Genomic DNA, 22,066 nt, shown 5'->3' with positions numbered 1-22,066 from the left:
GGACCGACCTCCGATCGGGGGGCGGAGCCCCCGAGGATGGGACGGGTAGGGGCGGCGGGGGCGAAACAAACCCACCCCGCCCCCTCCCTCAGCGCCCGTTAAACGCATCCTTCAACCGCGAGAACAACCCCTGCTGCCCAGGCTGGAACTGCCCCGTAGGACGTTCCTCCCCCCGCAGCTTCGCCAGCTCCCGCAGCAACCGCTCCTGCTCAGGATCAAGCTTCGACGGAGTCATGACCTCGACATGCACGATCAGGTCACCACGCCCCCCACCCCGAAGGTGGGTAATCCCCCGCCCGTGCAGTGGAATCGACTGCCCGGACTGTGTGCCCGGACGGATGTCGACCTCCTCCAGCCCGTCGAGCGTCTCCAGCGGCACCTTGGTGCCCAGGGACGCCGCCGTCATCGGCAGAGTCACCGTGCAGTGCAGATCGTCCCCGCGCCGCTGGAACTGCGAGTGCGGCAGCTCATGGATCTCGACGTACAGGTCACCGGCGGGACCACCACCGGGCCCCACCTCACCCTCACCGGCGAGCTGGATCCTCGTACCGTTGTCGACACCCGCGGGGATCTTCACGGTCAGCGTCCGCCGCGACCGCACCCGCCCGTCACCGGCGCACTCGGGGCACGGCGTCGGAACGACGGTCCCGAACCCCTGGCACTGCGGGCAGGGCCGCGAGGTCATGACCTGGCCCAGGAAGGACCGAGTCACCTGGGACACCTCACCGCGCCCGCGACACATGTCGCAGGTCTGGGCGGAGGTCCCAGGCGCGGCGCCCTCACCGCTACAGGTACCGCACACCACGGCGGTGTCGACCTGAATGTCTTTCGTGGTCCCGAAGGCAGCTTCATCGAGCTCGATGTCGAGCCGGATCATCGCGTCCTGGCCGCGCCGCGTACGCGACCTCGGCCCACGCTGGGACGCCGTTCCGAAGAACGCGTCCATGATGTCCGAGAAGTTCCCGAAGCCACCGGCGCCGAAGCCGCCCGCGCCTCCGCCGCCCGCCTGGGACAGCGGATCGCCACCGAGGTCGTAGACCTGCTTCTTCTGCGGGTCCGACAACACCTCGTACGCGGCGTTGATCTCCTTGAACCGCTCCTGCGTCTTCGGATCGGGGTTGACGTCCGGGTGCAGCTCGCGGGCGAGCCTCCTGAACGCCTTCTTGATCTCGTCCTGGGACGCGTCGCGGCGTACGCCGAGTACGGCGTAGTAGTCCGTGGCCACTTACGACTCCGCCAGGATCTGTCCGACGTACCGTGCCACTGCGCGTACCGCTCCCATCGTTCCCGGGTAGTCCATGCGGGTCGGTCCGACCACGCCGAGCTTGGCGACTGCCTCGCCGCCCGAACCGTAGCCGACCGACACGACGGACGTGGAGTTGAGTCCCTCGTATTTGTTCTCGTGACCGATTCGTACGGTCATGCTCGAATCCCCGGCCTCACCAAGGAGTTTGAGAAGTACGACCTGTTCCTCCAGAGCTTCGAGGACCGGCCGGATAGTGAGGGGAAAGTCATGTCCGAAGCGGGTCAGATTGGCGGTTCCGCCGATCATCAGCCGCTCCTCGGCCTCCTCGACGAGCGTCTCCAGGAGGGTGGAGAGCACCGTCGCGACCGTACCCCGGTCCTCCGCCTCGAAGGCGTCCGGGAGGTCCTGCACGAGCTGTGGCACGTCCGCGAAGCGGCGGCCCGCGACCCGGCTGTTGAGCCGCGCGCGTAGATCCGCCAGAGAGGTCTCCCCGAAGGGCGCCGGGCAGTCGATCATCCGCTGCTCCACGCGGCCGGTGTCCGTGATCAGTACGAGCATCACGCGCGCTGGAGCGAGCGAGAGCAGCTCCACGTGCCGCACGGTCGACCGGGTGAGCGACGGATACTGCACGACGGCGACCTGCCGCGTCAGCTGGGCGAGCAACCGGACCGTCCGCCCGACGACATCATCGAGGTCGACAGCACCGTCCAGGAAATTCTGGATGGCGCGCCGCTCGGGAGCTGTCATCGGCTTGACGCCGGCGAGCCTGTCGACGAAGAGCCGGTAGCCCTTCTCGGTCGGGATACGCCCGGCGCTGGTGTGCGGCTGGGCGATGAAGCCCTCGTCCTCCAGCGCCGCCATGTCGTTGCGGACGGTCGCCGGGGAGACCCCGAGGTTGTGCCGCTCGGTGAGTGCCTTGGACCCGACCGGTTCCTCGGTGCCGACATAGTCCTGGACGATGGCGCGCAACACTTCGAGCCTGCGTTCACTGAGCATCGCGCACACCTCCAACTGCTGTCGTCCCCTGAGTGCCTGGGCCGTCCCTGGCACTCTTCGTGTGCGAGTGCCAGAGTTCCCCGGCCCAGTGTACGGCTGTCGGGTACGCCCCCGGCAAGGGCGGCCTGCGCCGATCTGCCGACGTGTACCGACCTGTCCTGCGATGTCGTGTCCGCGGCAAGGCACTCCGCCCGCCGACTCCCCCACCTCCCCGCCTTCTCCGGCTAGCGTCGCCGCATGAAGGTGACTTGGGAAGAGCCGGGGTGGGGCGACCTGGACTGGGAGCGCCTGGCGGCCGGGGTGGGCAGACGCCGGCTGCCGGTCTGGGACTGCACGGTGGGGCTGGTCGTGGGGGCGGGCGGCGCACTGCTGATCGACGCGGGATCGAGCCTCGCGGAGGGCTCGGCCCTGCGCCTGGAGGCCCAGAAACTGGCCGGCCGCCGGGTGGATTTTCTCGCACTGACACACGCCCACTTCGACCATGTTTTCGGAGCGGCGGCGTTCGCGGGTGCGCATGTGCTCGCGGCGCTGGGCCCGAACGACGAATTCGGGGAAGTGGGGCGCGCGGCGTTGTGCGCGGACGCCGTACGCAACGGTCTGGACGCCCGTGCGGCGGAGGGGGCGGCGGACACCTTGGTGGTCCCGCACGAAGGCGTCAGGGACACACTGACCCTCGCCCTGCCCGACGGCCCGGAGGTACACCTGGTGAACGCCGGCCCCGGCCACACCCGCGGCGACCTGGTGGCCGTCGTACCGGGCGACCCGACCGTCGTCTTCTGCGGCGACCTGGTCGAGGAGTCGGGCGAACCCCAGGCGGGCCCCGACGCCGCACCCTCCCACTGGCCCGCAGCCCTCGACCGTCTCCTGACCCTGGGCGGCGAGGACGCGCTGTACGTCCCCGGTCACGGAGCGGTGGTGGACGCGGCGTTCGTACGGGCCCAACGGGACGCGCTGGCAACCCGTTTCGGCGTGTCGAGGCGAGGAGTGAACTGACGACGCGGGAGCTTCTCCTATCGTCATCCGAATGCGCCAGTACTCTCCGGACCTGACCCCACCGTGGAAGAAGCCCAAGCCCGTGCCGCAGGTCCCGGCGGATCCGGGCCTGGTGGTCGAGGAGCCGGGTACGGGCTTCTGCGGCGCGGTGATCCGCTGCGAGGCGGGCACGGTCACCCTGGAGGACCGCTTCGGCAAACACCGCGTGTTCCCGCTGGAGCCACGGGGTTTCCTGCTGGAGGGCAAGGTGGTGACGCTGGTACGCCCGTCCGGGGCCGCCCTCGCCACGCCGTCCCGCACCGCCTCCGGCTCGATCGCGGTCCCCGGTGCACGCGCGCGCGTGGCCCGCGCGGGGCGCATCTACGTCGAGGGCCGGCACGACGCGGAACTCGTCGAGAAGGTGTGGGGCGACGATCTGCGCATCGAGGGCGTGGTCGTGGAGTACCTGGAGGGCGTGGACGACCTCCCCGCGATCGTGGCCGAATTCGACCCCGGCCCGGACGCCCGCCTCGGCGTTCTCGTGGACCACCTGGTCCCGGGCAGCAAGGAGTCCCGTATCGCGGCGTCGGTGACCAGCGAGCACGCCCTGGTCGTCGGGCACCCGTACATCGACATCTGGGAGGCGGTGAAGCCGTCGTCCCTGGGTATCCAGTCCTGGCCCCGGATCCCCCACGGCCAGGACTGGAAGACGGGCGTCTGCCGCGCGGTCGGCTGGCCGGAGAACACGGGTGCGGTGTGGCAGGCGATCCTGGAGCGGGTGGGTTCCTACCGGGACCTGGAGCCGGAACTACTGCGCTCCGTGGAACACCTGATCGACTTCGTCACAGCACCGGAGTAGGCCCGGACCGCCTTTTTCCTCAGTCCACCAGGTCCCGCACCACCGCATCCGCCAGCAACCGCCCGCGCAGCGTAAGCACGGCCCGCCCGTCCTCGTACGGGCCAGCCCGAAGCAGCCCCTCCCCCAGAGCCCGCCGAGCCGCCGCAAGCCCCTCCTCACGCAGAAGGGACAACGGCACCCCCTCCCGCAACCGCAACTCCAACAACACCCGCTCGACCCGCCGATCCTCCTCCGACAACACCTCACGCCCCGCCCCCGGCGACCGCCCCACCGCCAGGGCCCCCGCATACGCCCCCGGATGTTTCACGTTCCACCAGCGAACCCCGCCGACATGCGAGTGCGCCCCGGGCCCCGCCCCCCACCAGTCGGCGCCCCGCCAGTACAGCTCGTTGTGCAGACACCGGGCAGCCACCGAAGTCGCCCAGTTCGACACCTCGTACCACTCGAAACCGGCCGCCCCGAGCACCTCGTCGGCGATCAGATACCGGTCAGCGTGGACGTCATCGTCAGTCATCGGAACCTCGCCCCGACGAATACGCCGAGCCAGCTGCGTACCCTCCTCCACGATCAGGGCGTACGCGCTGACGTGATCCGGCCCCGCCCCCAGCACCGCGTCCAGCGAGGCCCGCCAGTCGTCGTCGGACTCGCCCGGGGTGCCGTAGATCAGGTCGAGGTTCACATGGTCGAACCCCACGGCCCGCGCCTCCGCGACACACGCCTCCGGACGCCCCGGCGTGTGCGTACGGTCCAGCACCTTCAGCACATGCTGCTTCGCGCTCTGCATCCCGAACGAGATCCGGTTGAAACCGCCCTCACGCAGAGTGGCCAGATACCGCTCGTCCACGGACTCCGGATTCGCCTCCGTCGTCACCTCGGCATCGTCCGCGAGGCCGAACTCGTCACGGATCGACCGCAGCATCCGTACGAGATCGTCGGCGGCCAGGAGCGTAGGAGTGCCGCCTCCGACGAACACCGTACGGACCGGCCGCGGATCGTCGCCGAGTACCTTCCGCGCCAGCCTGACCTCGTCGATCAGGGTGTCCGCGTAGTTGTCGCGGGACGCCAGGACACCGCCCGTGCCGCGCAGCTCGGTCGCCGTGTAGGTGTTGAAGTCGCAGTAGCCGCAGCGGGTCGCGCAGTACGGGACGTGGAGGTAGAACCCGAGGGGACGGTCCGCGGCCCCGGCGAGCGCGGAGGCGGGCAGGGAGCCGTCGTCGGGGACGGGATCACCGTCGGGAAGTGCGGAGGGCATGCGTTCCATTGTCCAGCACCGGTAGGACAACCCACCCCATGTCCCGAGCCCGCCTCATTCGGTCTGCAGCACCAGCAACGCCAGATCGTCCTCGGGCGGCTTCTCCCCGAACTCGTGCACGAGCCGGCGGATACGTTCCGCGATCTGCTGCGCGCTCAGCCCGGCGCAGCCCACGAGGGCGCTCGCCAGCCCGTCGCCGTCGTCGAACTGGCGGGGCCCGCAGCGCCGCTCGGTGACCCCGTCGGTGACGCACAGCAGGGTGTCGCCGGGCAGCAGCTCGAAGCTCTCGCTCGTGTACGTCTCGTCCTCGACGACCCCGAGCAGGGTCTGGGGTTCTGCGGCCGTACGGACCTCACCGCTCGCCCGGAGCACCAGCGGCAGCGGATGCCCGGCCGAGGCGAGGGTGCAGCGCACGCCTCCGTCGAAGGGTGCGAGTTCGCCGTAGAGGAGGGAGAGGAACCGGGTCTGCGGCGGCCCCTCGCCCGCCCATAACCCGGCGGGAACAGCCGCGACGGCCGAACCCGCCGACACGACCGCCGAACCCGCCGCACCAGCCGCCACGACGGCTTGGACCGCGGCCCGAGCGTCCGCCGCGACCAGCGCCCGGGCCGCCGCGTCCGCCGTCTCCGTGGCATCGTCGAGAAGCAGCTGGTTGAGGCGGTCGAGGACGTCCGCGACCCGGTATCCCTCGCGGGCGAGCAGCCGCAGCCAGGGCCGGGCGAGGCCGATCACCACGGCCGCCTCCGGCCCCTTGCCCTGGACGTCGCCGACAGCGAAGCACCAGCGGCCGTCGCCGGCCGGGAAGAGGTCGTAGAAGTCGCCGCTGGGCCCGCCCTTGTCGCAGGGCTCGTAGACGAGAGCACTGCTCACACCAGGGATCTCGGCGACCGCGCCGGGCAGCAGCCCGCGCTGGAGGATACGGCTGATGGTGGCCTGGCGGGCGTACTGGCGGGCGGCGCCGATGGCGAGCGCGACCCGGCGGCTGAGATCCTCGACCAGGCCGGTGACCTCGTCGGGAAAGCGGATCATCCCGGCCCGCCCGATGACCAGCGTGCCGAGCGGCCGGCCGCCCGCGACCAGCCGGTAGGCGAGCGCGGAACCGGTCTCCCCGCGCCCGCCGAGCGCCTCGCCGGGCCAGGGCACGGGGACCGGTCCGGTTCTGGTGGTGTCGGGCGTACGCGGCGGGTCCTTCTCCAGGGCGCGGCGCAGCTCCTCGATACGGTCCTCGCTGCTGTGCCAGACCCGGGCGAGCCGGGGCCCGCCCCCGCCGCTCCCACCGCTCCCGTCGCCCCAGCTGCCGCTTCCGCTTCCGCGCCCCATCGACTCGTCCTCCAGCCACACCGCGCACCAGTCGGCGAGGCGTGGCACGAGGAGCTGTCCGGTGAGCGCGGCGACGAGGTCCTCGTCGAGCTGTCCGGCGAGCAGGTCGGAGGCCTCGGCGAGGAAGGAGAGGGCGCCGTGATTCAGCCACTCCTGGTCGCGGGCGCCGCGCTGCGGCTCGGGGGCGAGGATCTCGGCGACCCGTAACCCGTGCCCGAGGGCGTGTGTGCCGGCGTACACCTCGATGTCGTCGTCGAGGGTGATGCCCTCGGCGGGGAGCCGCGCCCAGACGGTCTTGGTGCCGGTGCGGTAGGTGACGCCCCAGGCCTCGGAGAGCACGGAGACGAGGCGGAGGCCACGCCCGTACTCCGGTATGTCGTACGGGAGTTCAGCGCCGGCGTCCCGGGGCGCGCGGGAGGGATGGTGGTCGGACACCTCGACGACGAGCGCGACGCCGACTCCGTCCTCCGCCTCTTCTTCCCCCTGCCCCGGCCCCTCTCCTTCCTCCGGTGCCTCCAGGCGACACGCCAGCTCCACGTCCGTCCCCGCGTGGACGACGGCGTTGGTGACGAGTTCGCTGACGACCACCATGGCGTCGTCGACGAGCCGCTCAGGCAGTGCTCCGGCGCCGGGCAGGCCGAGTCGGGCCCATTCGGCGAGGGCGGCGCGTACGAGGCCACGGGCGGCGCCGGGCGCGAGGGGGCCGCCGCCGAGCGTGGCGTGGGTGACCGTGCGCCGGTCCGCACCCCGGCGCGCGGGCGCGCCGGACGCACGGGACAGCGCACGGGACGCGGTCTCCCGTTGCGTCGGAATGGCCCCCATCGACAGCTCCCCGAGCAGTTCGGACGAATGCACCTCAGTGGACGCGGCCAGAGTGACAGACTGACCACGCCCATAAGCACCGAGTTACCGAAGTGGGCCGCCATGAGTGAGAACAGTGCTACGCAAGTGCTCGAAGACGGACAGATTCGGGCATCGGATCTGCGTCCGCTGCTCGCCGCGATGACGGCCGCCCGGGACGGCGACTTCGCGAAGGTGCCGGAAACCGGCCACGGTCTGGTCGCCGAACTCAGCTCCGCGTTCAACCAGATCATGGACCGCAATCTGCACTTCAACTCCGAGGTACAGCGCGTACGACGGGAACTGGTCCGGCACGGCCGCCTCGACGAGCGTCTCTCCGCGAGCCCCGGCCAGGGCCACTGGACCTCCCGGGTCAACGACGTGAACGGCCTGTTGGACGCCCTGGTGGCTCCCGCGGCGAACGCGACGCGTGTCCTGGACGCGGTGGCCGGCGGCGATCTGACCCAGCGGGTCGATCTGCACGACGGGAACCGGCAGTTGCGCGGCGATCTGCGCAGACTCGGCCGGGCCGTGAACAAGATGGTCGACCAGTTGTCGCTGTTCACCGGTGAGGTGACCCGGGTCGCGCGCGAGGTCGGTACGGAGGGGCGGCTCGGCGGACGCGCCAAGGTGCAGGGTCTGTCGGGCAGTTGGCGGGATGTGACCGAGGCGGTCAACACGATGGCGTCCCGGCTGACCGCCCAGGTCCGTGACATCGCCCTGGTGACCACGGCGGTGGCCCGGGGCGATCTGACCCGCACGGTGACGGTCGAGGCGACCGGCGAACTCCTCGAACTGAAGCTGACCGTCAACACGATGGTCGACCAGCTCTCCGCGTTCGCCGACGAGGTGACGCGGGTCGCCCGCGAGGTGGGCACAGAGGGCCAGTTGGGCGGCCGGGCACAGGTGAGGGGCGTGTCAGGTGTCTGGAAGGACCTGACGGACAACGTCAACTTCATGGCGTCGAACCTGACTTCGCAGGTCCGCAATATCGCCCAGGTGACGACGGCCGTGGCGAACGGCGACCTGAGCCAGAAGATCACGGTCGACGCGCAGGGCGAGATCCTGGAACTCAAGTCGACCATCAACACGATGGTCGACCAGCTCTCCGCCTTCGCCGACGAAGTCACCCGCGTCGCCCGCGAGGTCGGCACCGAAGGCAACCTCGGCGGCCGGGCCCAGGTGCGAGGTGTGTCAGGCGTCTGGAAGGACCTGACCGACAACGTCAACTTCATGGCGGACAACCTGACTTCGCAGGTCCGCAACATCGCGCTCGTCTCCACGGCCGTGGCCCAGGGCGACCTCGGCAAGAAGATCACGGTGGAGGCGAAGGGCGAGATCCTCGAACTCAAGTCGACGATCAACACCATGGTCGACCAGCTCTCCGCCTTCGCCGACGAGGTGACGCGGGTCGCCCGCGAGGTCGGCACCGAAGGCAACCTCGGCGGCCAGGCGCAGGTGCGAGGCGTGTCGGGCGTCTGGAAAGACCTGACCGACAACGTCAACTTCATGGCCCTGAACCTGACTTCACAGGTGCGGAACATCGCTCAGGTCACCACGGCGGTCGCGAACGGCGACCTGTCGAAGAAGATCACGGTGGACGCCCGAGGCGAGATCCTCGAACTCAAGGACACTGTCAACACGATGGTGGAGCAGCTGCGTGCCTTCGCCGACGAGGTGACCCGCGTGGCTCGCGAGGTCGGTACCGACGGCCGACTGGGCGGGCGGGCCCAGGTGTTGGGCGTGTCGGGGGTCTGGCGGGACCTGACCGACAACGTCAACTACATGGCGGACAACCTGACTTCGCAGGTCAGGAACATCGCCCAGGTGGCGACGGCGGTGGCCCAGGGCGACCTCTCGAAGAAGATCGACGTGGACGCGCGGGGCGAGATCCTGGAGCTGAAGACCACCATCAACACCATGGTGGACACGCTGTCGTCCTTCTCCTCGGAGGTCACGCGCGTGGCCCGCGAGGTGGGCATCGACGGCCAACTCGGCGGCCAGGCAAGGGTCGAGGGCGTGTACGGCACCTGGAAGCGCCTGACGACGAACGTGAACGAACTCGCCCTGAACCTGACCACGCAGGTCCGCGCGATCGCCGAGGTCGCCTCGGCGGTGGCCCAGGGAGACATGTCCCGTTCCATCTCGGTGGAGACGCGCGGCGAGGTCGCCGAGCTGAAGGACAACATCAACCTGATGGTGGCCAACCTCCGTGAGACGACCCGCGCGAAGGACTGGCTGGAGTCGAACCTGGCCCGTCTGGCCGCCCTGATGCAGGGCCACCGGGACCTGATGGAGGTCGCCGACCTGATCCTGCGCGAGCTGACCCCGCTGGTGAACGCGCAGTACGGGGCGTTCTTCCTGGCCGACCCGGACGAGGACAGCGCCAGCCTGCGCGCGCCGGTCCCGGCCAAGGGCCTGGCGTTCATCGCCGGTTACGGCTCGGCGCAGGGCGCGACGGTCGACACGGGCGGGATGCCGGTGCACGGCCTCGTCCGCCAGGCGGCACGCGAGAAGAAGCGCATCCTGGTGGAGGAGGCCCCGCCGGACTACATCAAAATCAACAGCGGCCTGGGGGAAGCCGCCCCGGCCAGCGTCGTGATCATCCCGATCCTCTTCGAGGACAAGCTGCTCGGCGTGATCGAACTCGCCTCGTTCTCCCGCTTCTCGGACGTCCACCTGGCGTTCTTCGACCAGTTCGTGAACACGATCGGCGTCGCGATCAACACGATCATCGCCAACTCCCGTACGGAGTCCCTGCTCGGCGAGTCCCAGCGCCTCGCCATGCAGCTCCAGGAACGCTCGGACGAACTCCAGAAACAGCAGGCGGAGTTGCAGCGCTCGAACGCGGAACTGGAGGAAAAAGCAGCCCTGTTGGCGACATCGTCCCAGTACAAATCGGAGTTCCTGGCGAACATGTCGCACGAACTCCGCACCCCCCTCAACTCGCTCCTCATCCTGGCCCGCCTGCTCTCCGACAACCCGGACGGTCATCTCACCGACCAGGAGGTCCAGTTCGCGACGACGATCCACCGCTCGGGCTCGGACCTCCTCCAGCTCATCAACGACATCCTCGACCTGTCGAAGATCGAGGCCGGCCGGATGGACGTACGCCCGAAGAAGCTGCCGCTGATCAAGCTCCTCGACTACGTCCACGCGACCTTCCGCCCGCTCACCCTCGACCGGGGGCTCTCGTTCGAGGTGGCGGTCGGTGAGGACGTACCGCGCGAGATGTACTCGGACGAGCAGCGCCTCCAGCAGATCCTGCGCAACCTCCTCTCCAACGCGATCAAGTTCACGGCGACCGGCCGGGTGGAACTCCGGGTCAGCCGGATCACGGACCCCGATCACCTCTACACCCGCGAGAACAGCGACGACGTGATCTCCTTCGCAGTCTCCGACACGGGCATCGGGATCGCCGCCGAGAAACTCCCGGTCATCTTCGAGGCGTTCCAGCAGGCCGACGGCACGACGAACCGCAAGTACGGCGGCACGGGCCTCGGTCTGTCCATCAGCCGGGAGATCGCCGGCCTGCTGGGCGGCAGGATCATCGCCGAGAGCGTGCCAACCAAGGGCTCGACCTTCACCCTGTACGTCCCTGTCGTCAGCCCCGGCCACACACCGAGCGGAAACACGCCGCAGGACCACCAACTGTCGCTGCCCGAGCAGCTGTCCACCGAGCCCTACACAACCCACGACACGGACGACTCCTGGCCCGCGCCGACCAAGCTGGAGGCTTGGAAGGTGGGCCGGGCGGGCCAGGTCCTGCCCGGACGGCGGGTGTTGATCGTCGACGACGACATCCGCAACGTCTTCGCGCTCACCCATGTGCTGGGGCGGGTCGGAATGCCGGTGCTGTACGCGGAGAACGGCCGCGAAGGCATAGAGACCCTGGAAGGCAACCCGGACGTCGAACTCGTACTGATGGACATCATGATGCCGGAGATGGACGGCTACGAGACGATCTCCGCCATCCGCCGCACCCCGCGGTGGGCGGACCTGCCCATCGTCGCCCTCACCGCCAAGGCGATGCCCGGCGACCGCGAGAAGTCGATCGCCCGCGGCGCCAACGACTACGTACCCAAGCCCGTCGATGTCGACCAGCTGCTGACCGTGGTCTGCGCGCTCCTGGACCCCGAGCGCCCGAACGGCGAGGCACTGGACAAGACGGCGACCGAGTGAGGCACCCTCACGATGACCCCTGAGGAAACGACAGACGAACGCGCCGGCATCCTCCTGGTCGACGACATGGAGGACAACCTGATCGCACTGGAGGCCGTCCTGGCCTCCCTCAACGAGCCGCTGGTGCGCGCCCGTTCGGGCGAGGAGGCGATGAAGGCCCTGCTCCGCCGCCGCTTCGCGGTCGTCCTCCTGGACATCCGGATGCCGGGCATGGACGGCTTCGAGACAGCCGCCAACATCAAACGCCTGGACCAGACGAAAGACGTCCCGATCATCTTCCTGACAGGCACGGACTCCGACGCGGGCTACGCCTTCCGCGGCTACGCCACAGGCGCGGCCGACTACCTGACGAAGCCGTTCGACCCCTGGGTACTCCGCGCAAAGGTGTCGGTCTTCCTGGACCTGCACAGAAAGAACCAGCAGTTGGAACGCATGCTGGCGAGGGAACAGGCAGAGGACGGCGAGATCAGCGCGAGGCTGGCGGACCTGGAGGACCAGCTGTCGGGGGCCAGCCCTCCAAACACAGCAACGGTACTGAGCCAGATCCGAGACCTACGCCAACTGGTGAACAGGGGGCGCGGATTCTGACCTCAGGGGCGCGGGGAACTGCGCGACAAGCCTCGAACGACCCGCACCCGCCACGAGCCCCCGCCACCCCACCCCTCCCGCGCTACGCCTCGCGAGACCCCGCATACATCTCGTCAATCAAATACTTGTACTCCCGCTCAACAACCGGCCGCTTCAACTTCAGACTCGGCGTGATCTCCCCATGCTCAACATCAAGATCCCGAGGCAGCAACCGGAACTTCTTGATGGTCTGCCACCGCTGAAGCCCAACATTCAGCTCCGTGACGTACCCCTCGATGAGAGCAACCGTCCCCGCCGCAGCCACCACCTCCGCGTACGACTTCCCCTCAAGCCCGTTGTCCTTCGCCCACCCCAGAATGGACGGCTCGTCGAGCGCGATGAGCGCCGTGCAGAAGTTCCGGTCGGCCCCGTGCACAAGGATGTTGGAGACGTACGGGCAGACCGCCTTGAACTGCCCCTCCACCTCCGCCGGCGCGATGTACTTGCCGCCCGACGTCTTGATCAGGTCCTTCTTCCGGTCGGTGATCCGCAGATACCCGTCCGGGGACAGCTCCCCGATGTCACCGGTGTGGAACCACCCGTCGGACTCCAGCACCTCGGCGGTCTTCTCGGGCAGCCCGTGGTAGCCCTCCATGATCCCGGGCCCGCGCAGCAGGATCTCGCCGTCGTCCGCGATCCGCACCTCCGTGCCGGGCAGCGGCTTGCCGACCGTGCCGGTGCGGTACGCCTCGCCGGGGTTGACGAAGGAGGCCGCGGAGGACTCGGTGAGGCCGTAGCCCTCCAGGATGTGGATGCCGGCGCCGGCGAAGAAGAAGCCGATCTCCGGCGCGAGGGCGGCCGACCCGGAGACACAGGCACGCAGGTTGCCGCCGAAGGCCTCGCGGATCTTGGCGAAGACGAGCGCGTCGGCGACCTTGTGCTTGGCGGCGAGACCGAAGGGCACGGAGGCGGTGCCGGTGCGCCGGAAGTTGTCCTGGCTGGCCTTGGCGTACTCACGGGCGACCCCGGAGGCCCACTGGAAGATCTTGTACTTGGCGCCGCCGCCGGCCCGCGCCTTGGCCGCGACCCCGTTGTAGACCTTCTCGAAGATGCGCGGCACGGCGGCCATGTACGTCGGCTGTACGACCGGCAGGTTCTCGATGATCTTGTCGACGCGGCCGTCGACGGCGGTGACGTGCCCGACCTCGATCTGGCCGGAGGTCAGCACCTTGCCGAACACGTGCGCGAGCGGCAGCCACAGGTACTGGACGTCCTCGGCGCTGATCAGCTCGGTCGCGGCGATCGCCTTCGCCATGTACGACCAGTTGTCGTGCGGCAGCCGGACCCCCTTGGGGCGGCCGGTGGTGCCGGAGGTGTAGATGAGGGTCGCGAGCTGGTCCTTCGTAATGGCCCCGACCCGCTCCTTGATGAGGTCCGGGTTCTTCTCCAGATACGCGGCACCGCGCTGCTCCAGCTCGGCGAGGGTGAGCACCCCGTCGCCGGTCTCGACGCCGGCCGGGTCGATGACCACGACATGGGTGAGTTCGGGCAGCTCGGCGCGCTTCTCCTGCGCCTTGGCGAGCTGGGTCGCGTCCTCGGCGATCAGCACCTTGCTGGCGGAGTCGGCGAGGATGAAGGCCGACTCGTCGGTGTTGGTCTGCGGGTACACCGTGGTCGTGGCGGCGCCGGCGCACATGATGCCGAGGTCGCCGAGGATCCACTCGACGCGGGTGGCGGAGGCGAGCGCGACGCGCTGCTCCGGCTGTACGCCCAGTTCGATGAGCCCGGCGGCGATGGCGTACACGCGCTCGGCGGCCTGCGCCCAGGTCAGCGACTTCCAGTCGTCGGGGCCCTCACCGGAGGCCGGGGGCACCGGGTAACGGTAGGCCTCGGCTTCCGGCGTGGCGGCCACGCGATCCAGGAAAAGACCCGCCACGGACGGCGGACGGTTCTCGATCAAGGTCTGTGTGTCGCTCACGACATCCTCCGGGGCCCGCGGCAGTGCGGCGGCTGGCTCATTGCGGTCTTGTTTAACTCGCGAGTAACTACCGAGCAGAGATCAGAGTAAGGGGCGACCGGCCGGTGCGTAAGGGGCGACGGCCTGTCACTTTCTCCAGCGAGCGCCTGTTCGCTTCCTACAGAGCCGCCGGTACGTACGCGAAGGGGGCCAGCCGCGTTCGTACGCGACGAGCCCCCGTTCTCCCGATTCCCACGAGTCGGCGTCGGCTACTTCTTGCCCTTGCCCGACCCCACGTTGTCGTCGCTCGACAAGACGGCGATGAAAGCCTCCTGGGGAACCTCCACAGAGCCCACCATCTTCATCCGCTTCTTGCCCTCCTTCTGCTTCTCCAGCAGCTTCCGCTTACGCGAGATGTCACCGCCGTAGCACTTGGCGAGAACGTCCTTGCGGATGGCGCGGATGGTCTCGCGGGCGATGACCCGCGACCCGATGGCGGCCTGGATGGGCACCTCGAAGGCCTGCCGCGGGATCAGCTCGCGCAGTTTGGCGACGAGCCGCACACCGTAGGCGTAGGCCGCGTCCTTGTGGGTGACGGCGGAGAAGGCGTCGACCTTGTCGCCGTGCAGCAGGATGTCGACCTTGACCAGGCTGGAGGCCTGCTCACCGGTGGGCTCGTAGTCCAGGGAGGCGTACCCCCGGGTCTTTGACTTCAACTGGTCGAAGAAGTCGAAAACGATCTCCGCGAGCGGCAGGGTGTACCGGATCTCGACCCGGTCCTCGGACAGGTAGTCCATACCGAGCAGGGTGCCGCGCCGGGTCTGGCACAGCTCCATGATCGACCCGATGAACTCGGAGGGCGCGAGGATCGTGGCGCGTACGACGGGCTCGTACACATCGTCGATCTTCCCCTCGGGGAACTCGCTCGGGTTGGTGACCGTGTGCTCGGTGCGGTCCTCCATCACGACCCGGTAGACCACGTTGGGCGCGGTGGCGATGAGATCGAGCCCGAACTCACGCTCAAGCCGCTCACGAATGACGTCGAGGTGAAGAAGCCCCAGGAACCCGACCCGGAACCCGAAGCCCAGCGCCGCCGATGTCTCCGGCTCGTAGACGAGGGCGGCGTCGTTGAGCTGGAGCTTGTCGAGGGCGTCGCGCAGCTCGGGGTAGTCGGACCCGTCCAGCGGATAGAGCCCGGAGAAGACCATGGGCTTGGGGTCCTTGTACCCCCCGAGCGCCTCGGTCGCCCCCTTGTGCAGGGTGGTGATGGTGTCACCCACCTTGGACTGCCGCACGTCCTTCACACCGGTGATGATGTAGCCCACCTCGCCGACGCCCAGCCCGTCGGCCGGCGTCATCTCGGGGGACGAGACGCCGATCTCCAGCAGCTCGTGGGTCGCGTTGGTGGACATCATCCGGATCCGCTCACGCTTGTTGAGCTGCCCGTCGATGACACGTACGTACGTCACGACACCGCGGTACGAGTCGTACACCGAGTCGAAGATCATGGCGCGCGCGGGAGCGTCCTGGACGCCGACCGGGGCGGGCACCTCGGCGACGACCTTGTCGAGCAGCGCCTCGACGCCCAGCCCCGTCTTGGCGGAGACCTTGAGTACGTCGTCGGGGTCGCAGCCGATGAGATTGGCGAGCTCCGCGGCGAACTTCTCCGGCTGGGCGGCCGGAAGGTCGATCTTGTTGAGCACCGGAATGATCTTCAGATCATTCTCCATCGCCAGATACAGGTTGGCGAGGGTCTGGGCCTCGATGCCCTGGGCGGCGTCGACGAGGAGAACGGTCCCCTCACAGGCCGCGAGCGACCGCGAGACCTCGTAGGTGAAGTCGACGTGCCCCGGGGTGTCGATCATGTTGAGGATGTGCGTGTTGCCCGGGTCGTCCGAGGGCGCCCAGGGCAGACGCACGGCCTGGGACTTGATCGTGATGCCACGCTCGCGCTCGATGTCCATCCGGTCGAGGTACTGAGCACGCATCTGCCGCTGGTCGACGACACCGGTCAGCTGGAGCATCCGGTCGGCGAGCGTGGACTTGCCGTGGTCGATGTGCGCGATGATGCAGAAATTGCGGATCTGAGCCGGGGCGGTACGGCTCGGCGCGGGGACGTGGCTAGGGATCGCGGGCACGCAGGGTCCTGATTCTTGAGGCGTCCGCAGTGTCTGCGGTCTCGGGTCGGATCGATACGTAGGCTCCATGGTCCCACGGGCGGGGACCGGGGACCGGTTTGGGCCACTCGGAGGCCCACTGGTAGTCTGGGTGGCTGTGTCTCATGCCCTCTCAGCGCGAGGCACATCTTCTGGAAAATCATCGGTACGGGACCCGAGCGGCCCCGTGCCTGAACCTGTAGAGGCTCATTCGTGGCGAACATCAAGTCCCAGATCAAGCGGATCAAGACCAACGAGAAGGCCCGGCTGCGCAACAAGGCCGTCAAGTCCTCCCTGAAGACCGCGATCCGCAAGGCCCGCGAGGCCGCTGCCGCGGGTGACGTCGAGAAGGCCACCGAGACTCAGCGCGCTGCCGCGCGTGCGCTCGACAAGGCCGTCTCGAAGGGCGTCATCCACAAGAACCAGGCCGCCAACAAGAAGTCGGCGCTTGCTTCCAAGGTCACCACCCTCAAGGGCTGAACCTCCCGTTCTTTGATCTGAACAACCGCCGGAGGGACCAGAGCGGGCCCTCTCATCCGCTCCCACCCGGCACCCCGGCTCCCACGCACGACCTGCGTTCGCCACGCGGGCGTGGAAGCCACCAGCAACACGCTTCACCCGAAGGCCCCGACATCGGTCGGGGCCTTCGGTGCATCACCTGAGGACGAGCGAGGCCATTTCAGCCCGTCCGGCGCCTGAGGACGGGCGGGGCATTTCAGCCCGTCCGGCGTTTGAGGACGGGCGGGGCATTTCAGCCCGTCCGGCGTTTGAGGACGGGCGGGGCATTTCAGCCCGTCCGGCGTTTGAGGACGAGGCCGTTCAGGCCGAAGGGGGGTCTGGGGGCGCAGCCCCCAGGAACGGGATGGGACGGGTAGGGGCGGCGGGGGCGAAGAAAACCCACCCCCTACTGCTGCCCCCGAGACCGAGCAGCCCGAGCAATCACCACAACCGCCTTCTCCAACGCGTACTCAGGATCATCCCCGCCCCCCTTAACCCCTGCATCCGCCGCAGCCACCGCCCGCAACGCCACAGCAACCCCATCCGGAGTCCACCCCCGCATCTGCTGCCGCACCCGATCGATCTTCCACGGCGGCATCCCCAGCTCCCGAGCAAGATCCGCCGGCCGCCCACCCCGCGCGGAGGACAGCTTCCCGATCGCCCGCACCCCCTGCGCCAACGCACTGGTGATCATCACCGGCGCCACCCCGGTGGACAACGACCACCGCAACGCCTCCAGCGCCTCCGCCGCCCGCCCCTCGACGGCCCGGTCGGCGACCTCGAAGCTCGACGCCTCCGCCCGCCCCGTGTAGTACCGCCCGACCACCGCCCCGTCGATCGTCCCCTCGACATCCGCGACGAGCTGACTCACCGCGGACGCCAGCTCCCGCAGATCACTCCCGATCGAGTCGACGAGCGCCTGGCACGCCTCGGGCGTGGCGGATCTCCCGGTCGCCCGGAACTCCGACCGCACGAACGCCAGCCGATCCGCCGGCTTCGTCATCTTGGGGCACGCCACCTCCCGCGCCCCCGCCTTGCGCGCCGCGTCGAGCAGCCCCTTGCCCTTGACTCCCCCCGCGTGCAGCAGCACGAGGGTGATCTCCTCCGCGGGCGCCCCGAAGTACGCCTTCACGTCCTTGACCGTGTCGGCCGACAGATCCTGCGCGTTGCGTACGACCACGACCTTGCGCTCGGCGAACAGCGACGGGCTGGTCAGCTCGGCCAGCGTGCCCGGCTGCAACTGGTCCGAGGTCAGGTCTCGTACGTCCGTGTCGGCGTCGGCGGCCCGGGCTGCGGCCACCACCTCCTGCACGGCACGGTCGAGCAGGAGGTCCTCCTGGCCCACGGCAAGCGTGACGGGGGCGAGAGGGTCGTCATGTGCGGTCTTCTTGGCCATCCCCGAAAGCATCCCACGAGCCACTGACAACACCGCCGCCCACGGGCCTCACCGAAACCCCCGACGAACCGGCACGACCACAACTACGACCCACAGGTACGGCAACGACCCACAAATACGGCTACGACCAACCGATATGGCTACGACCCACAGCTACAACTACGGCTACGGCTCCTCACGCCACCCCTCCCACTCCCCCACGAACTCGTCCAGCTCCGTCGCATCCAGCCGCCCCGCCTCGTCCCGCAGCACCACGAGCCACTGAGCGTCCTCGGCATCGTCCTCACCGGCCAGCGCGTCCCGTACGAGCTGCGGCTCCTCGGCAAGGCCGAACCGGTCACGCAGCGCCTCCACCACGTCCTCGGCGGCATCACGGTCGGGCAGCACCAGCACATGTCTCACATCGCTCACGGAGCCATTTTCCGCTACCCCGAAGCTCGGTTCAGCCGCCCCCACCAGCCTCCCGAACGCTCGGCACGCCGGCCAGCTCGATCCCGAACCGCTCCCGGTACACGGCAAGCACCTCACTGTCCGCCCCCAGCTCCCGCACCTCCTTCTCCCCACCAGGCGCCGTCACCGTGAAAATACGGCCACTGAGCGTGTTCCTCCCTCCGTCCTCCGTGACCCGCGAACAGACGAGCGACCGCGTGAAGTGCGACTCCGGCGAAGTGCTGTGCCACCAGGCCCCGGCCACGAAATCCCCGAGCACCCGGGGCCGCAACTCGACCCGGTACTGCCGTCCACCGTCCCGAACCACGTCCAGATCCCCGGGGTCCCCCTCCCCCTCCCCCACCCCCTCCGCCCCCGCCCCCGCCTCGACAACCCGGAACACACCCCCCGGATCCTCCTGCTCCCCCCGCTCCCCCATCGCCAGCGGATGATGACTGTGCGCCCCGAAGCCCACGTCAACGAGCCAGTCACCGCCATCCACAGCCCGCACCCTCACCCGCAGCACGAGATGGTCGTACGGGATCCCCAGCCGCCCCTCGTCCCCGTACACCCGCGCCGCGAGCAGCGTGACGTCGAAGCCCAGCGCCGTGAGCAACGCCCCGAAGACACCGTTGAGTTCGTAGCAGAACCCGCCCCGACGGGCGCCCACCACCTTCTCCAGCAGCCGGTTCTCCTCCAGCACGATCTTCTCGCCGAGATGGATCGACAGGTTCTCGAAGGGCACCGTCATCAGGTGCCGCAGCTGCAGCTCGCGCAGCACGTCGAGGGTGGGCCGTGCCGGGCGCTCGGCGCCGAGCCTGCGGAGGTAGGCATCAGCCTGTGCGGAGTCCATGGCCTCAGTCTCTCGCCACCCCCAGCTCCCGGCCCGCTCCGACGACCGCCAGCGCCCCGTCCTCGTCCGTACGCAGCACTACGGCTCCCCCGTCCCTGAGCGCCGCCACCGTGCTGGGCGCGGGATGCCCGTACGTGTTGTCCGCGCCACACGAGATGAGCGCCAGCCTCGGGGCCGCCGCCCGTATGAGGTCCGGGTCCTGATAGGCCGACCCGTGGTGGGCGACCTTCAGGACGTCCACGCCACGCAGCCCCGCCGCGGCCGGAGTTCTCAACAGCGCCCGCTGGGCCGGGGGTTCCAGGTCCCCGAGGAGCAGCAGGCGCAGCCCGGCCGACCGTACGAGCAGTGTGACACTGGCGTCGTTGGCGCCCTCCGGCTCGGGTGCCGACGCCGGCCCCGGCCACAGCACCTCCCAGTCGAGGGTGCCCGTCCGCCGCCGCTCACCGGCGACGGCACGCGTCACCGGGATACGCCGGGCAGCCGCCTCCCTGTGCACGAACTCGGCCTGGTCCTCCGGCTCTTCGAACCCCGTCGTCTGGATCGCGCCCACCGAGCGCCCGCGCAGTACGCCGGGCAGCCCCGCGACATGGTCCGCGTGGAAGTGGGTGAGGATCACCAGGGGGACCTTGGTGATGCCGAGTTCGCGCAGGCAGTGGTCGACCAGGGCCGGATCGGGCCCGGCGTCCACGACCACACCGGTGCCTTCCCCTGCCGCGAGCACGGTCGCGTCGCCCTGCCCCACGTCGCACATCGCGAACCGCCACCCGGGCGGCGGCCACCCCGTGATCGCCCTGGTCAGGGGCGCCGGCCGCACCACCACCAGGAGCAACAGCACCCCGCAGGCCGCGCACCACCAGGGATGCTTCAGCAGCCGCGCACCGGCGAACACGACGAGCGCCATGCACAGCCCCAGCAGCAGCGCGCCCGTCCAGCTGCCCGGCCAGTCCACTCCCCCGCCGGGCAGCGCCGCTCCCGTACGGGCGATGTCCGCGATCCACCCGGCAGGCCAACTCGCGCCCCAGGCCAGCGCCTTGGCCACCGGCATCACCACCGGCGCCGTGGCCAGCGCCGCGAAGCCCAGCACCGTGGCCGGGGCGACGGCGAACTCCGCGAGCAGGTTGCACGGCACCGCCACCAGGCTCACCCGCGCCGACAGCACAGCCACGACCGGCGCGCACACGGCCTGCGCGGCACCGGCGGCGGCCAGCGCCTCGGCCAGCCGTGGCGGCACCCCGCGCCTGCGCAGCGCCGGGCTCCAGCGGGGCGCGAGGGTGAGCAGGGCGCCGGTGGCGAGGACGGAGAGCAGGAAGCCGTAACTCCGGGCCAGCCAGGGGTCGTACAGCACCAGCAGCAGCACCGCCGTCGCCAGCGCCGGGACCAGTGACCGGCGGCGCCCGGTCGCGAGGGCGAGCAGCGCGACGGAGCCGCAGGCCGCCGCCCGCAGCACACTCGGGTCGGGTCTGCACACGACGACGAATCCCAGGGTGAGCCCGCCGCCGAGCAGTGCGGTCGCCCGGAGGGAGATGCCCAGGCGGGGTGCAAGGCCCCGCCGCTCGACCTGCTGGGCAAGGGCGGGCGGGCCGATGAGCAGGGCGAGGAGGATGGTGAAATTCGCCCCGCTGACGGCCATCAAATGCGTGAGGTCGGTCTCCTTGAACGCCTCGTCCAGCTCGGGTGTGACACGTGAGGTGTCCCCGACGACCAGTCCGGGCAGCAGCGCCCGCGCATCCGCCGGCAGCCCGTCGGTGGCGTCCCGCAGCCCCGCGCGCAGCCGCCCCGCGAACCGCTGTGCCGCCGACGGTTCCCGCACCACCTCCGGCGCCGCCGGGTCCCGTACCCGCAGCACGGCCGCGACCCGGTCACCGCCCGTCAACGCGGGCACGAGCCGTCCGGTCGCCCGCAGCCGCGTGGACGGCAACAGCCCCAGCCAGGGCGAACGGGCCTCCGCCGCCCGCCGGAACGGTCCCCTCTGCCCCTTCTTCCCCTTCTCCGCGCCCACATCGACGATCACGAGCACGGGTGTCCGCGTCGCCACCGTGCCCCCGTCCGCTTCCTCCACGCGCCGGACATCGGCGTCGAGCAGAACAGCACTCGGCGCGGCATGAGCGCCCTGGATCCGGGGCCGGGTGAGGCGTGGGTCGGAGGTGACCTCCAACTCTGCCGTCACACCGGCGTACTGCCGCGCCAGCCCCGGCACCGGCCCCCGCCGCAGATCGGCCCCGTGCAGCCCGGCGGAGACGGCCGCCGCGGCGACACAGAGCAGTACGGCGGCCACGGAAACCCGTGACCAGTTGCCCCACCTGGGCTGTCCCGGCGACGGCAGACCGGATCTCCCCGAGGTACGACGTACCAGCAGAAGCGCTCCGGCCACGACCGAACAGCCGACCGCGACGCCCGTCACCCAGCCGGGCGAGACATCCAACGTCAGTGCCGCCGTCGCCCAGGCCGCCAGCGCGGGCGGCACCAACCGCAGGTCCGTCGGCCCTTCCTGCCGGGGATTGGCCTCCCCCAGCCGTTTCCCCGAGGCAGCGTGCACGGGCTGG

Annotated in this window: 15 protein-coding genes; 5 read left to right on the top strand and 10 right to left on the bottom strand. The window is 69.7% G+C overall.

Annotation, left to right across the window (positions count from 1 at the left end; genetic code table 11):
• Positions 1-88 precede the first annotated feature (88 nt).
• A complete protein-coding gene (gene dnaJ / locus ACWDR4_RS29715) occupies positions 89-1,225 on the bottom strand; it encodes a molecular chaperone DnaJ (protein ID WP_235479179.1) in 1,137 nt (378 codons plus the stop codon).
• On the bottom strand, positions 1,226-2,242 hold the full coding sequence (gene hrcA / locus ACWDR4_RS29710; protein ID WP_330291038.1) for a heat-inducible transcriptional repressor HrcA: 1,017 nt from the start codon (positions 2,240-2,242) through the stop codon (positions 1,226-1,228).
• A gap of 237 nt (positions 2,243-2,479) precedes the next feature.
• Here hrcA and ACWDR4_RS29705 point away from each other — a divergent pair, with 237 nt between their 5' ends.
• Positions 2,480-3,235, top strand: coding sequence for an MBL fold metallo-hydrolase (locus ACWDR4_RS29705; protein WP_450413176.1), 756 nt, complete (start codon positions 2,480-2,482; stop codon positions 3,233-3,235).
• A gap of 31 nt (positions 3,236-3,266) precedes the next feature.
• Positions 3,267-4,073, top strand: coding sequence for a DUF3097 domain-containing protein (locus ACWDR4_RS29700; protein ID WP_450413175.1), 807 nt, complete (start codon positions 3,267-3,269; stop codon positions 4,071-4,073).
• Positions 4,074-4,092: 19 nt separating this feature from the next.
• Here ACWDR4_RS29700 and hemW read toward each other — a convergent pair whose 3' ends face one another.
• Positions 4,093-5,325 carry a radical SAM family heme chaperone HemW gene (gene hemW / locus ACWDR4_RS29695; RefSeq protein ID WP_450413174.1) on the bottom strand — a complete coding sequence of 411 codons (1,233 nt, stop codon included), beginning with the start codon at positions 5,323-5,325 and terminating at the stop codon, positions 4,093-4,095.
• 54 nt (positions 5,326-5,379) lie between these two features.
• Positions 5,380-7,467, bottom strand: coding sequence for a SpoIIE family protein phosphatase (locus ACWDR4_RS29690; RefSeq protein WP_450413173.1), 2,088 nt, complete (start codon positions 7,465-7,467; stop codon positions 5,380-5,382).
• Between the two features lie 102 nt (positions 7,468-7,569).
• Between ACWDR4_RS29690 and ACWDR4_RS29685 the strand changes: the two genes are divergently transcribed.
• A complete protein-coding gene (locus ACWDR4_RS29685) occupies positions 7,570-11,667 on the top strand; it encodes a HAMP domain-containing protein (protein WP_450413172.1) in 4,098 nt (1,365 codons plus the stop codon).
• Between the two features lie 12 nt (positions 11,668-11,679).
• On the top strand, positions 11,680-12,255 hold the full coding sequence (locus ACWDR4_RS29680) for a response regulator (protein WP_450413171.1): 576 nt from the start codon (positions 11,680-11,682) through the stop codon (positions 12,253-12,255).
• Between the two features lie 82 nt (positions 12,256-12,337).
• Here the strand turns inward: ACWDR4_RS29680 and ACWDR4_RS29675 are convergent, their stop codons facing one another.
• Both ACWDR4_RS29675 and lepA read right to left on the bottom strand, forming a co-directional pair.
• Positions 12,338-14,212 carry an AMP-dependent synthetase/ligase gene (locus ACWDR4_RS29675; RefSeq protein ID WP_450413170.1) on the bottom strand — a complete coding sequence of 625 codons (1,875 nt, stop codon included), beginning with the start codon at positions 14,210-14,212 and terminating at the stop codon, positions 12,338-12,340.
• Between the two features lie 248 nt (positions 14,213-14,460).
• Complete coding sequence (gene lepA, locus ACWDR4_RS29670; protein WP_450413169.1) at positions 14,461-16,329, bottom strand: translation elongation factor 4; 1,869 nt, start codon at positions 16,327-16,329, stop codon at positions 14,461-14,463.
• A 231-nt stretch (positions 16,330-16,560) separates the two neighbouring features.
• Here lepA and rpsT point away from each other — a divergent pair, with 231 nt between their 5' ends.
• The gene (gene rpsT / locus ACWDR4_RS29665; RefSeq protein WP_450413168.1) at positions 16,561-16,827 is read left to right on the top strand and encodes a 30S ribosomal protein S20; all 267 of its coding nucleotides are present in this window, start codon (positions 16,561-16,563) and stop codon (positions 16,825-16,827) included.
• Positions 16,828-17,251: 424 nt separating this feature from the next.
• On the opposite strand, the gene holA is transcribed toward rpsT, so the two are convergent.
• From holA to ACWDR4_RS29645, 4 genes are all read right to left on the bottom strand, one after another.
• A complete protein-coding gene (gene holA, locus ACWDR4_RS29660) occupies positions 17,252-18,241 on the bottom strand; it encodes a DNA polymerase III subunit delta (protein ID WP_450413167.1) in 990 nt (329 codons plus the stop codon).
• A 165-nt stretch (positions 18,242-18,406) separates the two neighbouring features.
• A complete protein-coding gene (locus ACWDR4_RS29655) occupies positions 18,407-18,652 on the bottom strand; it encodes a hypothetical protein (RefSeq protein WP_450413166.1) in 246 nt (81 codons plus the stop codon).
• 31 nt (positions 18,653-18,683) lie between these two features.
• Positions 18,684-19,523 (bottom strand): arylamine N-acetyltransferase family protein, encoded by an 840-nt coding sequence (locus ACWDR4_RS29650; RefSeq protein ID WP_450413165.1) that lies wholly within the window; start codon positions 19,521-19,523, stop codon positions 18,684-18,686.
• Between the two features lie 4 nt (positions 19,524-19,527).
• Positions 19,528-22,059 carry a ComEC/Rec2 family competence protein gene (locus ACWDR4_RS29645; protein WP_450413182.1) on the bottom strand — a complete coding sequence of 844 codons (2,532 nt, stop codon included), beginning with the start codon at positions 22,057-22,059 and terminating at the stop codon, positions 19,528-19,530.
• Positions 22,060-22,066 lie beyond the last annotated feature (7 nt).

This window comes from Streptomyces sp. NPDC000878, from assembly GCF_053599695.1.
This window is presented reverse-complemented; position numbering and strand designations above follow the sequence as displayed.